The following is a 14,669-nucleotide window of genomic DNA, read 5'->3' as shown; positions in this document are numbered from 1 at the left end:
CGCGCAGCTCCTTGCCGGTCGCCTCGATCGGGTGCTCGGCACCCTTCTTGCGCAGGGCCGTGAACTCCGGTGCGCCGGCTTCCTGGTCGTCGATGAACCGCTTGGCGAACGTGCCGTCCTTGATGTCGGCGAGGACGGCCTGCATGTTCTCCTTGACGCGCCTGTCGATGACGCGCGGGCCGGAGACGTAGTCGCCGTACTCCGCTGTGTCGGAGACCGACCAGCGCTGCTTGGCGATCCCGCCCTCGACCATGAGGTCGACGATCAGCTTGAGCTCGTGGAGGACCTCGAAGTAGGCGATCTCCGGCTGGTAGCCCGCCTCCGTGAGGACCTCGAAGCCGTACTGGACCAGCTGCGAGGCGCCACCACACAGGACGGACTGCTCGCCGAAGAGGTCCGTCTCGGTCTCCTCGGTGAAGGTGGTCCGGATGCCGCCGGCGCGCAGGCCACCGATGGCCCGGGCGTAGGACTTCGCGACGTCCCAGGCCTGGCCGGACGGGTCCTGCTCGACGGCGAGGAGCACGGGAACCCCTCTGCCGTCAGCGAACTCGCGACGGACGAGGTGCCCCGGGCCCTTGGGCGCCACCATGAGGACGTCCGAGCCGGCCTCGGGCGTGATGTATCCGAAACGGATGTTGAAGCCGTGGCCGAAGAGCAGCGCGGCGCCGTCCTTGAGGTTGGGCTTGATCTCGTTGGCGTAGACCGTGCGCTGGACCTGGTCCGGCGTGAGGATGACGACGAGGTCGGCCTCCTTGACGGCCTCGGCGACGCTGAGGACGGTCAGGCCCTCCGCCTGCGCCTTGGCCCTCGAGCGGCTGCCCTCGGCGAGCCCGACGCGCACGTCGACCCCCGAGTCGCGCAGGTTGAGGGCGTGAGCGTGACCTTGGCTGCCGTAGCCGATGACGGCCACCTTCTTGCCCTGGATCACGGACAGGTCGGCGTCGTCGTCGTAGAACATCTCAGCCATGGTGGCGAGCTCCTTCGGGTCGGTGTGCGTGGGTGGAGGTGGGAGTGGGGATGGTGCGGCGCGGAAACCGTATGCCGGGAGCTCGCCTCCCGGGGCCGGCCGCCCGTCAGGCGGTCCGCAGGCTTCGGTCGGTGATCGAGCGCGGGCCGCGCCCGACGGCCACGATGCCGGACTGCACGAGCTCACGCACGCCGAAGGGCTCGAGGACACCAAGCAGCGCCTGGACCTTCTCGGCCTTGCCGGTGCACTCGATCGTCAGGGTGTCGTGGGCGACGTCGATGACCTTGGCCCGGAACAGCGCCACGGTCTCGAGGACGTGGGTGCGGTTGGTCGCATCCGCGCGGACCTTGATGAGGACGACCTGTCGCTGGACCGAGGCGAGCGGGTCGAGCTCGACGACCTTGAGCACCTCGACGAGCTTGTTGAGCTGTTTGGTGACCTGCTCGAGGGGGAGGGCGTCGACGTCGACGACCACGGTCATCCGGGAGATGTCCGCGTGCTCGGTCGGGCCGACCGCGAGGGAGTCGATGTTGAAGCCCCGTCTCGAGAAGAGGCCAGCGATCCGGGCGAGGACACCGGGCTTGTTCTCCACGAGGACGGACAGCGTGTGCTTGGACATGGGTGGTTCCTCCGTTGCCTATTCTCGCTCAGTCTTCGCGGTCCCACACGGGGGCCTCGCCCCGGGCGTTGAGGATCATGTCGTTGCTGACCCCGGCCGGGACCATGGGCCAGACCATCGCGTCACGGTTGACGACGAAGTCGATGACGACGGGCCGGTCGTTGATCGCCAGGGCCTGCAGGATGACCGGGTCGACCTCCTCCTGCGACTCGGCCCGCAGACCGACGCAGCCGTAGGCCTCGGCGAGCTTGACGAAGTCCGGGATCCGCCGCTGGTCGTGGCTCGTGTGCAGGTCGGTGTTGGAGTAACGCTCGTTGTAGAAGAGCGTCTGCCACTGGCGGACCATGCCGAGGCTCGAGTTGTTGATGATCGCGACCTTGATCGGGATCTCGTTGATGACGCAGGTGGCCAGTTCCTGGTTGGTCATCTGGAAGCAGCCGTCCCCGTCGATGGCCCACACGACGCGGTCGGGCTGGGCCACCTTGGCCCCCATGGCCGCCGGGACGGAGTAGCCCATCGTGCCGGCGCCCCCGGAGTTGAGCCAGGCGTTCGGGCGTTCGTAACGGATAAACTGCGCGGCCCACATCTGGTGCTGGCCCACGCCCGCGGCGTAGACGGCCTCCGGTCCGGTGAGCTCACCGATCCGCTGGATGACGTGCTGGGGGGAGAGCCCGTCCTCGTGGTCCGCGTAGCCGAGCGGGAAGGTCTCCTGCCAGCCCTTGGTGCGGGCCCGCCAGGCGCTGTAGTCCGCCCCACTCCGACCCTGGTCGGCCGACATCACCTCGATGAGGTCGGTGATGACCTCCTTGGCGTCGCCGACGATCGGCACGTCCGCGGTGCGGTTCTTGGAGATCTCCGCCGGGTCGATGTCGGCATGGATGACCTTGGCGTCCGGGGCGAACGTCGAGAGCTGCCCGGTGACCCGGTCGTCGAAGCGCGCACCGATGGTGATGAGCAGGTCCGACTTCTGCAGCGCGGTGACCGCCGCGACGGTCCCGTGCATGCCCGGCATACCGAGGTTGAGCGGGTGCGTGTCGGGCACGGCCCCGCGGGCCATCAGGGTGGTCACGACCGGGATCTGGGTCAGGTCGACGAGCTGGCGCAGCTGCTCGCTCGCCCGGGCCCGGATGACCCCACCGCCGATGTAGAGCACCGGTCGCTTCGCGGCGTTGATCAGCTTGACCGCCTCGCGGATCTGCTTGCTGTGCGGCCGGGTCACGGGACGGTATCCGGGCAGGTCGATCTGCGGCGGCCAGGAGAAGGTCGTCGTGGCCTGCAGCGCGTCCTTGCTGATGTCGACGAGCACCGGACCGGGCCGACCGGTGTTGGCGATGTGGAAGGCCTCGGCGAGCGCCCTCGCGATCTGCGACGCGTCGGTGACAAGATAGTTGTGCTTGGTGATCGGCAGCGTGATCCCTCGGATGTCCGCTTCCTGGAAGGCATCCGTGCCGATCGCCCTGGACGAGACCTGGCCGGTGATGGCGACGATCGGCACCGAGTCCATGTAGGCGTCGGAGAGCGGCGTGACGAGGTTGGTCGCGCCGGGACCGGAGGTGGCCATGCAGACACCCACCCGGCCGGTGGCCGCGGCATACCCCTCGGCAGCGTGGCCCGCGCCCTGCTCGTGGCGCACGAGGATGTGCCGCACGGACGCGGAGTCCATGAGCGGGTCGTAGGCAGGCAGGATCGCGCCACCGGGGATGCCGAAGACGGTGTCGACGCCGAGCGCCTCGAGCGACTTGACGAGCGCCTGGGCCCCAGTGACCTGCTCCGGCGCAGGAGTCGGCGGCGCCGCCGCCGGGCGCGGGCGAGGGTGGGGGGCGATGTCAGCCGGTGAGGGCCTCACCGGGGTCGGGCTGTCGCTCACGGTCATCCACTTTCGTTCGGTCCTGAGTCGTTCACGGGCGAAGCCACAAAAAAGCCCCTCGGTCCTCAGCGGGACAGAAGGGCAGCGCGTCGAGTGCGGCTGGGGAGCCGACTCAGACGCGCTGGGGAAGTACGAGGATTCGTGCCACAACCCCACGGTGCGCCCTGACGGTATGCCGTGTCAATCGGCGGACAGGCTCGTCTCACCATCCGGCCGCGTGAGCTCAACCACGAGGCCGCGGCGCCCCTCACTCGATGTTCATCCGCGACTTCAGCGTGTCCCGCTTGTCCTCGAAGCGGGCCGCCTGCTTGTCCAGGTCGTCCATGAAGTTCGAAAGCTCGGTGCGGGCCTGCTCACCCTCTGCCGACAGGCCCTCGAGCTCGAAGATCTTCCAGAAGCGCAGCACGGGCATGACCACCTCGTCCCGGTGCGAGCGCAGATCGTAGATGCCGGCGACGGCCATCTCGACTGCCTTGCGCTGGAATCCGGGGATGTCGGCCCCGGGCATCTGAAAGCCCTTGACCACCTCGAGGACCGCCTTCATGGTCTGGTCCGGGGAGATCTTGAGCGCGGCGTCGAGCAGGTTGCGGTAGAAGATCATGTGAAGGTTCTCGTCCGCGGCGATCCGCGCGAGGAGCCGCTCGGCCATCGGGTCGTTGGTGTACTTCCCCGTGTTGCGGTGGCTGACCCGGGTGGCAAGCTCCTGGAAGGACACGTAGGCGAGGGAGTGGATCAGCTCGCCGGAGTGTGCCGACTCGTAGCCCTGCGACATGTGCGTCATCCGGAACCGCTCGAGCTCCACCGGGTCGACGGAACGCTTGACGAGGAGGTAGTCGCGCATCGCGATCCCGTGGCGGCCCTCCTCGGCGGTCCAGCGGTGGACCCACTCACCCCACGCGTCGTCCCGGCCGAAGATCAGCGCGATCTCGTGGTGGTAGCTCGGGAGGTTGTCCTCGGTGAGGAGGTTGACGATGAGGGCCGAGCGGGCGACGTCGGACATCGGCGAGTCCTCGGGGCTCCACGCGTCGCCTTCCATCAGCCCGTCGAAGTTGCGGCCGTCGCTCCACGGCACGTAGTCGTGGGGGAACCACTCCTTCGCCACGCCGATGTGCCGGTTGAGCTCGCCCTCGACCACGGGGGTCATCTCGTGCAGCAGGTCGGTCTGGCTCCACGCCTGAGTCGTCATGCTCTGACGGTACGGCACCCTCCGCCGGCGGGCACAGTCCGCGGGGCGTCTTTCCGGTCACCCCACGCCGGGCGGAAGCTGACCTACCAGTCAGTAACCCCACTCCCGTGCCAGGCTCCTCGCATGTCCGATCAGGGAGCGCGGACCCGCGTGGGCACCCCGGGCCAGGTCAGGGCGATGGTGTGGAACTCGGCGGTCGCCTAGGTCCTGGCGCAGATCGTGGTCATCGTGCTCCACGAGAGCGCGCACACGGTCGCAGGGCTGGTGCTGGGATGGGGCGCCACCCAGTTCACCGGACAGGTCCGCTTCACACCGGAACCCACGTCCACCCCGGCGGTGGTCACGATCACCATGGCCGGGCCGTTGTACAGCCTCGTCAGTGGTCTCGTCGCGATGACGCTCCGACCGTTGCGCGGGCACGGGTTCGGCATCCAGGTCACCTCCACCGGAGTCCATCGCGCTATCGACCTCTGAGGGGGTCCTCACTTCTCGGGTGGAGGTATATCCGAGCGCTAGACGGCTCGGGTATACCTCCACCCGAGAGCAGTGCGGGGCCTCTGGAGGCGTTCCCGACGAGCTTGCGGTACTTCGGCTCGGGGGGGCGTGAAGCCCTCCGCCCGCTCGGCACCGCGGTCTCGATGCTCCTATCCGCAGTGAACCTCGCCCTGACCCCGGGCCACGCCGGGCGACGCCGTCTTCGCCATCCTCATCGGGTCGGCCAGCCTCGAAGTGTTCGCCCCCATGGCGATGATCTGGTGGCAGAGGATCTCCCCGGCCAAGGAGCTTCTCGATCTGCGGGTGCCGCGAGCAGGCATCGTCGCGGTCGTCGTCCTTGCGCTGGTCAACGCCCTCGTGCTGACCAGGGGCGTCCACCTCGGGTGACGACTCCAGACGTCCCTCGATAACCCTAGTGACACCGGTCTGGATCCACGCCGATCATGGCCGCATGGACCTTCCCACCGGCCTGACAACGCGGGCCCTGACGCCGCAGGATGCCAAGGCCGTCTTCGGGCTCGTCGTGGCCAGCGAGACGCACGACCTCGGCGAGGCCACCATCGACCTCGAGGACATCGTCGGCGACTGGCGGCGGCCAACCTTCCGGCTCGGCGAGCAGGCCGTCGGCGTCGAGTCCGACGGCGAGCTCGTCGCCTACGCCGAGGTGTATGCCGGGAGGTACGCGGACGCGCACGTCCCGCCAGAGCACCGGGGGAAGGGCATCGGCACGGCCCTGGCGCACTGGACGCAGGAGGAGGCACGACGACAGGGCGGCACGCTCGTGGGAATGCCGGTCCCGAAGGACAGCGTCGGGGACCGACTCCTGACACACCTCGGCTACCACGTGCGGTGGACGTCGTGGATCCTCGAGCTGCCCGGCGGCAGGTCGATCGCGGCGCAGCCGGTCCCCGCGGGGTATGCGATCCGGGACGTGCGCGTCGGCCAGGAGCACCCGGCATACCGGATCCTCGAGGACGCCTTCAACGAGTGGCCGGAGCGGACGCCGACGAGCTACGAGGACTGGGCCGCGGGCGTCGTGCGGCGGCTTGGGTTCGAGCCGTGGCAGCTGCGGCTGATGGAGGACCCGGACGGGGTCGTCGTCGGGGTCAGCTTCGTCATCCTCTCGCGCGACTGCGGTGACGTCGACCGGCTCGCCGTCCGCGCGGACCACCGCGGGCTCGGGCTGGCGCGGGCCCTGCTCGTCGACTCCTTCGAGCTGGCCCGCTCCCGAGGGGCGACCCGGTCCGAGCTGTCGATCGACTCCCGGACCGGTGCGCTGGGCCTTTATGAGCGGGTCGGCATGCGGGTCACCTCGACCTGGATCCATCGCGCCATCGACCTCTGAGCGGGTGGCTGCTCCGGGTGGAGGTATATCCGAGCGCTAGACAGCTCGGATATACCTCCACCCGAGAGCGGAGGACCGTCAGTCGCAGACGGCGCCCCTGGAGGCGCTTCCGACGAGCTTGCGGTACTTCGCGAGGACGCCGCGGGGGTATTTCGGCTCTGGGGGCGTGAAGCCCTTGGCCCGCTCGGCGAGCTCCGCCGGGGGCACGTCGAGGTCGAGCACGCCGTTCGCGACGTCGAGGGTGATCCGGTCTCCGTCGCGGACGAAGGCGATCGGTCCCCCGTCGACGGCCTCGGGGGCGACGTGGCCGACGCACAGACCGGTCGTGCCGCCGGAGAACCGGCCGTCCGTGAGGAGCAGGACGTCCTTGCCGAGTCCGGCGCCCTTGATCGCCCCGGTGACCGCGAGCATCTCGCGCATGCCGGGTCCGCCCTTGGGGCCCTCATAGCGGATGACGACGACGTCGCCGGCCGCGAGCTCTCCCGCTCCGACGGCGTCCATCGCGGCCCGCTCCCCGTCGAAGACCCGGGCGGTGCCGGTGAAGACGTCGGAGTCGAAGCCCGCCGACTTGACCACGGCGCCCTCGGGGGCGAGCGACCCGGTGAGGATGGTCAGTCCACCGGTCTGGTGGATCGGCTGCGCGAACGCCCGGAGCACCTTGCCGTCGGGGTCGGGCGGGTTGATGCCAGCGAGGTTCTCGGCGACGGTGCGCCCCGTCACGGTGAGGCAGTCGCCGTGGATCAGGCCGGCGTCGAGCAGGGCCTTCATCACGACGGGGACGCCGCCGACCCGGTCGATGTCGACCCAGACGTACTGCCCGAAGGGCTTGACGTCGGCCAGGTGCGGGACCTTGGCACCGATCCGCTTGAAGTCGTCCATCGTCAGCTCGACGTCGGCCTCGTGGGCGATGGCGAGCAGGTGGAGAACGGCGTTGGTCGAGCCGCCGAAGGCCATGACGACGGCGATGGCGTTCTCGAACGCCTCCTTGGTCAAGATCTGCCGGGCGGTGATGCCGTTCCGGAGCAGCTCGACGACGGCCTCCCCCGACCTGCGGGCAAAGCCGTCCCTACGGCGGTCGGTTGCCGGCGGGGCGGCCGACCCCGGCAGCGACATCCCCAGAGCCTCGGCGACCGACGCCATCGTGTTGGCGGTGTACATCCCCCCGCAGGCACCCTCTCCCGGGCAGAAGGCCCGCTCGATCGCGTCGACGTCGGCCCGCGACATCCGGCCCGCCGCACAGGCCCCGACGGCCTCGAACGCGTCGATGATCGTCACCTGCTTCTCGGACCCGTCCGAGAGCTTCGCTACTCCGGGGAGTGCCGACCCGGCATACAGGAAGACCGAGGCGAGGTCCAGGCGTGCGGCCGCCATCAGCATGCCGGGCAGCGACTTGTCGCAGCCCGCGAGCAGCACCGAGCCGTCGAGGCGCTCCGCCATCATCACCGTCTCCACGGAGTCGGCGATGATCTCGCGCGAGACGAGCGAGAAGTGCATGCCCTCGTGGCCCATCGAGATGCCGTCCGAGACCGAGATGGTGCCGAACTCCAGGGGGTAGCCGCCAGCTGCGTGGACCCCGTCCTTGGCTGCCTTCGCGAGCCGGTCGAGCGAGAGGTTGCAGGGCGTGATCTCGTTCCATGAGCTCGCCACGCCGATCTGCGGCTTGGCGAAGTCGTCGTCCCCCATGCCCACGGCTCGCAGCATTCCGCGCGCGGCGGCCTTCTCGAGACCGTCGGTGACGTCGCGGCTGCGGGGCTTGATGTCGGGGGTCTGCGTCATGGGTCGAGCATAGGACGACGTTCCCGCGCTGAGACGTCAGTCTCAGGGGCCGTTACGCCCTGGCGACGTGGAAGCGTTCGAGGGAGGCGTCGCCGTAGTCGAGCTCGGACCACTCCCCGTTGAACCGCAGGACGGCGAGACCGCAGGTGGGGTAGCCGTCGGCGAGCGCCTGGTGGGCCTCCTGCGACCCGTTGCCGTCACACAGCAAGCTCGCCAGACCCGGGATCGTCGGGGCGTGGCCGACGACGATCACCGTGTCGACCTCCCCCGCGTCCTCCCGCACCGACGCGAGCAGCGCTGCCGTGTCGCCCTGGTAGACGGCCCGGCGGTACTCCACGAACTCCGTGTGCGCTCCCCCGCGCGCCGCGTGGTCCCAGGTCTCGCGGGTTCGCACGGCCGTGGAGCAGATGACCAGCTCGGCGACGATGCCCGCCTCCTTCAGCCAGGCGCCCGCCACGACAGCGTCCCGCCGCCCGCGCCCGGTCAGGGCGCGGTCATGGTCGGGGCGTCCCGGGACCTGCTCCGCCTTGGCATGACGCAACAGGACCAACCTCTTGTCCTCGGTGGCTCGGGTCATGACGAGAGCATCCTCCGCTCGCTGTCCTCCTGCCAAGGCGGCCGGCGACAGGGGGTGGTGTTTCTGCGAGACGTCAGCCCACAATGGGTGATGGATACGTCAACGAACCCCATCGGGCGGCGGGCCTTCCTCGGCTCGGCCACCGCCGTCGCCGCACTGAGCGTCACCGTCTTCGCGGCCCCGACGGCGGGCGCCGCCCCACTCCATCGCCGCGCAGGGGAGCGCCCTGGGCCACCTCGGGGCAGCGTCCCCCTCCCCGACGGCATCAGGCCCGAGGGCATCACCTCCGGCCCCGGAACCACCTACTACGTCGGCTCCCTCGCGGACGGCCGCATCGTGACCGGCGACCTGCTCGCCGGCACGTCGCGGGTGCTCCTGCCCGGCGCCACGGGGCGCAGCCTCCGCGGCCTGAAATGGGACCGACGCAGCGGACTCGTCTGGGCGGTGGGGAGCCTGGGCGCGGTGGCGCACGTGTATGCCGTGGACGCCCGGTCGGGCGCCGTCGCCTCGGACACCATCGTCCCCGGCGGCCTCTTCCTCAACGACCTGGTCGTGACGCGGGACGCGGTCTGGGTCACCGACTCGTTCGTCGACCGGTTGACCCGGATCCCCCTTCGCAGGTCCGGCCGGCCCGCGGGGAGGCCCCCGGCATACCTCGCCCTGACCGGCGACTGGCCCACGGGAAACGGAACCGCCATCAACGCCAACGGGATCCGCGAACTCGACGACGGCTCGTTGATCCTCAACAACAGTCGGGTCGGCGGACTGTGGCAGGTGGATCCGCGCACCGGACGCACCAGTGCCATCCCGGTCTCGGGAGGGCCGGGCATCGTCAGCGGTGACGGGCTGGAGATCGACGGCCGCACCCTCTACGACGTGCGCGGGACGGGGCGCTCCGAGGTGGCGGTCCTGCGCCTGTCGCGGCGAGACGGGTCGTGGACCGCGACCTGGGTCGGCGCGCTCACCGACCCGACGCTCGACGTCCCGTCGACGGCGACCCTGGCCGGCGGCGCGCTCTGGGCGGTGAACGCCCGGTTCGGCGTGGCGTCGCCGGGCACGGCGACCTACTCGATCACCCGTCTGCAGGTAGGCCCCGGAGGTCGGCGCGAGCACGAGGAGGACTGACCTCGAGGCTCACCCGCCGGAGACGGCGTTGATGATGTGGACGACGGCGCCGGGCCGGACGAGGGTGGACAGACCCTCGCCGCGCCTGGCGTCCTCGCCGTCGACGAAGACGTTGACGTGGCGGCGGATCGCGCCCTGCTCGTCGCGAACCCGGGACCCGACGCGGGGCCACGGGGCCAGGGCGAGGTCGAGGACCTCTGCGAGCCGGGCGCCCTCGACGCCCACCTGCGCCGCAGCCTCCCCCGCGCCGCCGGCCAGGTCTCGCAACATCCCCGGCAGGACGACGCGGACCGCATGCGGGCGTGGCTGCTGGCCCTGGGTCATGACAGCACCGCGGCCCGCACACACAGGACGTCGGGCAGCTGCGAGACGATGGTCGTGAAGGTCTCACCCCCGTCGAGCGAGGCGAAGACGTCGCCGTTGCGGGTGCCGAAGTACAGGCCCGTCTGCTCCGCGCCGTCGGTGCAGGCGGCGTCCCGCAGCACGGCCGTGTAGCTGAGGTCGGGCAGACCGGTCGTCTGGGTGTGCCACGTGCGCCCGGCGTCGGTGGAGTGCTGCACCTGGAGCCGGCCCTGCGGCGGCACCCGCTCCCCGTCACTGACGACCGGGATGAGCCACAGCTCGTCGCCGTGGTGCGGGTGGGCCACGACGGTGAAGCCGAAGTCGGTCGGCAGGCCCTCGGCGATCGAGACCCAGGACGTGCCGTTGTCGTCCGAGCGGTAGACGCCGCGGTGGTTCTGGGCGTAGAGCCGCGACGGGGTCCGCGCGTCGCGGGCGACCTTGTGGACGCACTGGCCGAACTCGGGCAGGGGGTCGGGCAGGAAGTAGGCGGAGATGCCTGCGTTCGACGGTGCCCACGAGGTGCCCCCGTCCGCACTGCGGTAAGCGCCCCCCGCGCTCATCGCGACGAGGAGGTTCTGCTCGTCGGTGGGGTCGGGCACGACCGTGTGCACCGCTCCCCCGCCGAACCCGTCGGCCCACTCCGTGCGGTGCGGGTGGTCCCACAGCCCCCGGTTGAGCTCGAAGGTCTCTCCCCGGTCGGCACTGCGCCACAGGGAGTGGGGCTGGCACCCTGCCCACACCACCGCGTCGTCGTGGGGGTCCGGGGTCAGCTGCCAGACCCGGGTCAGCGCGGCGTCGGCGTCGGCGGGGAAGGCGATGGCGCGCTGGTCCCCCTCGGTCCAGGTGCGGCCGCCGTCGTCACTGATCTGGACCGTCGGACCCCAGTGCCAGGACATCACCCCGGCGAGCATCCTGGGGACCGCGGCGCGGGTGTCGAACGCGACCGAGGCCACCTCGCTCATGAGGAAGGTCGGCCCCTCGAGGACCCACTCCGCGCGGTCCGTGCTCCGGGCCAGCCAGAGGCCCTTCCTCGTGCCGATGGCCACCACGGTCTCTGTCATGTGGACAGTGTCCACCAAGCCTCCGACAGTGGCAACGGGGCCGGGAGATCAGCCGACGACGACGTTCGTGATCGGGGAGCCCGCGGCATACGCCTCGAGCTGGGCCCGGACGAGGCGGACGGCCCGGGGGCGGAAGGCGGTGCTCGCACCCCCGACGTGCGGTGAGATGAGCACGCCCGGCGATCGCCACAGCGGATGGTCGTCGGGCAGCGGCTCGGGGTCGGTGACGTCGAGCGCAGCCCGCAGTCGCCCGGTCGACGTCTCGGCGAGCAGGGCACCGGTGTCCACGACCTTGCCCCGGGCGACGTTGACGAGGAGCGCACCGTCGGGCATCGCGGCGAGGAAGTCGGCGTCCACCAGGCCCGTCGTCGCGACGGTGAGCGGGACGATCAGGACGACGACGTCATGGGTGGGCAGCAGGTCGGGCAGCTCGTCGATGCCGTGGATCGCTTCGACGAGCTCGTCACCTGCCCGCGCGCGGCGGGCCACCCCGGTGACCGCGACCTCGAAGGGCAGCAGGCGACGGATGATCGCCCGGCCGACCTGACCGTAGCCGACCACCAGCACTCGCTTGTCCGCCAGGGCCGGCCAGATGCGGATCGGGAGCCACGTCGAGTCCCGTTGGGCCACAACGAAGTCCGGCACCCCGCGCAGGGACGCGAGGATCAGGGCGAGGGTCAGCTCGGCCGTCGACGCGTCGTGGACGCCCGACGCGTTGCAGAGGCGCACCCCGTCGGGGACGTGCGGCGCGACGTGGTCGTATCCCGCGGTGAGGAGCTGGACCGCACCGAGACGCGGGAGGTGTGCGAGGAGGTCGAAGCGGACCGCGGGGTCGAGGTAGGGCGGGATGACCACCTCGATCTCCGCGGCCCGGTCGTGCGGGGCGCGCAGATCCCACGGGACGAGCTCGACGCCGGCCACCGGGCCGATCTCGTCGACCCAGGAGATGTCGGGCAGGGAGGCGAGGAGCATGGCCACGACGCTAGTGCCGCCCCGGGCGTCGTTCACAATGGGGTATGCCGCCACCTCACCGGACCTCTTCGTCCCCCGTCCCCCGACTGCACCCCGTCACCCTCGCTGGCGTGGCCGGGGTGGCTGTCGTCGCCGCCGCGCTGGCCGGCTGCTCGCCCACCCCGGGCCCGGCGGCGGCCCGGGCCACCGTCGCCGCGACGTCGACACCGTCCGTCGCTCCCTCGACCGCATCACCGACCGCGGGTGCGCGCGCTGCGCTCTCCGCCGCGGTGGACGTCGTGACCGGGCTGGCGGTGCCGTGGAGCGCTGTGCCCCTGCCGGACGGTGGCCTGCTCGTGAGCGAGCGCGACTCCGCCACGGTGACGAAGGTCGGGACGGACGGTGCGAAGACGGTGCTCGGGACGGTGGCCGGCGTGGTCCCGGGCGGGGAGGGCGGCCTGCTCGGGCTCGCCGTCGAGCGCGCGACGTTCACTGCGACACCGGTCGTCTACGCCTACATCACGGCCGAGGGGGACAACCGTGTCGTGCGGATGGCCCTCGACGCGCAGGGTCGGCTGGGCCCGCCCATGGCGATCCTCACCGGCATACCGAAAGCCGGGAACCACAACGGGGGTCGCCTCGCGTTCGGCCCAGACGGCTTCCTCTACGTCACCACGGGCGACGCGAACATCCGGTCCAACGCGCAGGACGTCGACAGCCTCGGGGGCAAGATCCTGCGGATCACGAGGGACGGTGCACCCGCGCCGGACAACCCGTTCCCGGGGTCGCCGGTGTGGTCTTACGGACACCGCAACGTCCAGGGGATCGCGTGGGACGCGTCGGGCCGGATGTGGGCCAGCGAGTTCGGGCAGGACACCTGGGACGAGCTCAACGTCATCACCCGGGGGTCGAACTACGGCTGGCCGACCGTCGAAGGTGCCGAGGCTCGGGACGGGCTCGTCGACCCCGTGCGGCAGTGGCGACCCGACGACGCCTCGCCGAGCGGCATCACCATCGGCCCAGACGGCTCGGTCCTGCTCGCGGCGCTCAAGGGTGAGTCGCTCTGGAAGGTGCCCGTCAACGGCGACGGGAGCACCGGGGAGCCGCAACGACTCGTGCAGGGCGACTACGGGCGGGTGCGCGACGTCCTGCTCGGGCCGGACGGCAACGTCTGGATCGTCACGAACAACACCTCCCGTGGCACCCCCAGGGCCGGCGACGACCGGATCGCGGCGCTGCCCCAGTCGCTGACAGGCTGACGGACCAGCCCGGAAGCGGGGGTCAGGACTGGCGAGGAGGGTTCAGGAGGCGCCGAGCCTGGCGAGGATCAGCTCGCGGACCCGGGCCGCGTCGGCCTGCCCCTTCATCTCCTTCATCACCTGACCGATGAGGGCGCCCGCCGCCTGCAGCTTGCCGTTGCGCACCTTCTGGGCCACCTCGGTGTTCGCCGCGATGACGGCGTCAACAGCCGCATCGAGCGCGCCGTCGTCACGGACCAGCTCGAGCCCCCGCGCGTCGGCGACGGCCGTCGGGGCGCCGGCGCCGTCGAGGACACCCTCGAGGACCTGACGGGCCATCGAGTCGTTGAGGCGGCCACCCCTGACGAGGCCGTCCAGCTCGGCGATGTGCGCCGGCGTGACTCCCCGCGCCGCGGCATACTCCGAGACGTCCATGCCCTCGAGGTTGGCCCGCCGTGCGATCTCACCGCTCCACCACTTCCGGGCCCCGGTCGCAGTGGCGCCGGCGGCCACCGTCTCCTCGATGAGCTCGACCGCGCCGGCGTTGAGGACATCGCGCATCTCGAGGTCCGAGTAGCCCCAGCCGGTCTGCAGCCGCTTGCGCCGCTCGCCGGGAGGCTCCGGCATCGTGGCCCGGAGCGCCTCCACGGTCTCCCGGGACGGGGCGACCGGCACGAGGTCGGGCTCGGGGAAGTAGCGGTAGTCGTCGGCGTCCGACTTCACCCGGCCGGAGGTCGTCAGGCCGGTGTCCTCGTGCCAGTGCCGGGTCTCCTGCAGGATCGACCCGCCGCCGGAGAGGATCGCCGCGTGCCGGGTGATCTCGTAACGCACCGCCCGCTCGACCGAGCGCAGCGAGTTGACGTTCTTGGTCTCCGAGCGCGTGCCCATCGGCGCCCCGCGCGGGGCGATGGAGACGTTCGCGTCGCAACGCAGCGAGCCCTGCTCCATCCGCACATCCGAGATGCCCAGGGTGCGGCAGATGTCGCGCAGCTCGCTGACGTAGGCCTTCGCAACCTCGGGGGCCAGTGCACCGGTGCCGGTCACGGGCCGGGTGACGACCTCGACCAGCGGAATACCCGCACGGTTGTAGTCGACGAGCGAATGGTTGGCGCCGTGGATC

Annotated in this window: 15 protein-coding genes; 5 read left to right on the top strand and 10 right to left on the bottom strand. The window is 70.9% G+C overall.

From position 1 onward, the window contains the following. From ilvC to ACLL9L_RS06475, 4 genes are all read right to left on the bottom strand, one after another. On the bottom strand, positions 1–967 hold a 967-nt coding region (gene ilvC / locus ACLL9L_RS06490; protein ID WP_411283826.1), incomplete at its 3' end, for a ketol-acid reductoisomerase. A gap of 106 nt (positions 968–1,073) precedes the next feature. Continuing rightward, complete coding sequence (gene ilvN, locus ACLL9L_RS06485) at positions 1,074–1,586, bottom strand: acetolactate synthase small subunit (protein WP_411283825.1); 513 nt, start codon at positions 1,584–1,586, stop codon at positions 1,074–1,076. A 28-nt stretch (positions 1,587–1,614) separates the two neighbouring features. Continuing rightward, positions 1,615–3,459 carry an acetolactate synthase large subunit gene (locus ACLL9L_RS06480; protein WP_411283824.1) on the bottom strand — a complete coding sequence of 615 codons (1,845 nt, stop codon included), beginning with the start codon at positions 3,457–3,459 and terminating at the stop codon, positions 1,615–1,617. A gap of 241 nt (positions 3,460–3,700) precedes the next feature. Then, entirely contained in the window at positions 3,701–4,639 is a 939-nt protein-coding gene (locus ACLL9L_RS06475; RefSeq protein ID WP_411283823.1) for an acyl-ACP desaturase, read from the bottom strand. Positions 4,640–4,867: 228 nt separating this feature from the next. Here ACLL9L_RS06475 and ACLL9L_RS06470 point away from each other — a divergent pair, with 228 nt between their 5' ends. The 3 genes from ACLL9L_RS06470 to ACLL9L_RS06460 all read left to right on the top strand — a co-directional run bounded on the left by ACLL9L_RS06470 (position 4,868) and on the right by ACLL9L_RS06460 (position 6,479). Next, positions 4,868–5,113: a hypothetical protein gene (locus tag ACLL9L_RS06470; protein WP_411283822.1), complete on the top strand. Its 246-nt coding sequence runs from the start codon at positions 4,868–4,870 to the stop codon at positions 5,111–5,113. A 267-nt stretch (positions 5,114–5,380) separates the two neighbouring features. Continuing rightward, on the top strand, positions 5,381–5,521 hold the full coding sequence (locus ACLL9L_RS06465) for a hypothetical protein (RefSeq protein ID WP_411283821.1): 141 nt from the start codon (positions 5,381–5,383) through the stop codon (positions 5,519–5,521). Positions 5,522–5,585: 64 nt separating this feature from the next. Then, positions 5,586–6,479, top strand: a complete 894-nt coding sequence (locus ACLL9L_RS06460; RefSeq protein WP_411283820.1) for a GNAT family N-acetyltransferase — start codon at positions 5,586–5,588, stop codon at positions 6,477–6,479. Positions 6,480–6,557: 78 nt separating this feature from the next. On the opposite strand, the gene ilvD is transcribed toward ACLL9L_RS06460, so the two are convergent. Both ilvD and ACLL9L_RS06450 read right to left on the bottom strand, forming a co-directional pair. Further along, positions 6,558–8,255 (bottom strand): dihydroxy-acid dehydratase, encoded by a 1,698-nt coding sequence (gene ilvD, locus ACLL9L_RS06455; protein ID WP_411283819.1) that lies wholly within the window; start codon positions 8,253–8,255, stop codon positions 6,558–6,560. Positions 8,256–8,307: 52 nt separating this feature from the next. Next, entirely contained in the window at positions 8,308–8,832 is a 525-nt protein-coding gene (locus tag ACLL9L_RS06450) for a SixA phosphatase family protein (RefSeq protein WP_411283818.1), read from the bottom strand. Between the two features lie 90 nt (positions 8,833–8,922). Here ACLL9L_RS06450 and ACLL9L_RS06445 point away from each other — a divergent pair, with 90 nt between their 5' ends. Next, the gene (locus tag ACLL9L_RS06445; protein WP_411283817.1) at positions 8,923–9,957 is read left to right on the top strand and encodes a hypothetical protein; all 1,035 of its coding nucleotides are present in this window, start codon (positions 8,923–8,925) and stop codon (positions 9,955–9,957) included. A gap of 9 nt (positions 9,958–9,966) precedes the next feature. Here the strand turns inward: ACLL9L_RS06445 and ACLL9L_RS06440 are convergent, their stop codons facing one another. Genes ACLL9L_RS06440 through ACLL9L_RS06430 form a run of 3 tightly spaced genes read right to left on the bottom strand, consistent with a single transcriptional unit; the run spans position 9,967 to position 12,332 of the window. Further along, positions 9,967–10,281 carry a MoaD/ThiS family protein gene (locus ACLL9L_RS06440; protein WP_411283816.1) on the bottom strand — a complete coding sequence of 105 codons (315 nt, stop codon included), beginning with the start codon at positions 10,279–10,281 and terminating at the stop codon, positions 9,967–9,969. Further along, positions 10,278–11,360 (bottom strand): WD40/YVTN/BNR-like repeat-containing protein, encoded by a 1,083-nt coding sequence (locus tag ACLL9L_RS06435; RefSeq protein WP_411283815.1) that lies wholly within the window; start codon positions 11,358–11,360, stop codon positions 10,278–10,280. The genes ACLL9L_RS06440 and ACLL9L_RS06435 overlap by 4 nt, the downstream gene beginning before the upstream one ends. A gap of 48 nt (positions 11,361–11,408) precedes the next feature. Beyond that, positions 11,409–12,332, bottom strand: a complete 924-nt coding sequence (locus ACLL9L_RS06430; RefSeq protein WP_411283814.1) for a 2-hydroxyacid dehydrogenase — start codon at positions 12,330–12,332, stop codon at positions 11,409–11,411. Between the two features lie 110 nt (positions 12,333–12,442). On the opposite strand from ACLL9L_RS06430, the gene ACLL9L_RS06425 reads away from it, so the two are divergent. Beyond that, complete coding sequence (locus ACLL9L_RS06425; RefSeq protein ID WP_411283813.1) at positions 12,443–13,570, top strand: PQQ-dependent sugar dehydrogenase; 1,128 nt, start codon at positions 12,443–12,445, stop codon at positions 13,568–13,570. A 42-nt stretch (positions 13,571–13,612) separates the two neighbouring features. Here ACLL9L_RS06425 and gatB read toward each other — a convergent pair. Continuing rightward, positions 13,613–14,669, bottom strand: a 1,057-nt coding sequence (gene gatB, locus ACLL9L_RS06420; RefSeq protein WP_411283812.1) for an Asp-tRNA(Asn)/Glu-tRNA(Gln) amidotransferase subunit GatB, incomplete at its 5' end; no start/stop codon positions are given.

Source organism: Lapillicoccus sp., assembly GCF_046595215.1.
Lineage (GTDB): Bacteria > Actinomycetota > Actinomycetes > Actinomycetales > Dermatophilaceae > Lapillicoccus.
The sequence above is the reverse complement of the archived record's forward strand: the minus strand, read 5'-3'. Positions and strand labels throughout refer to the sequence as shown.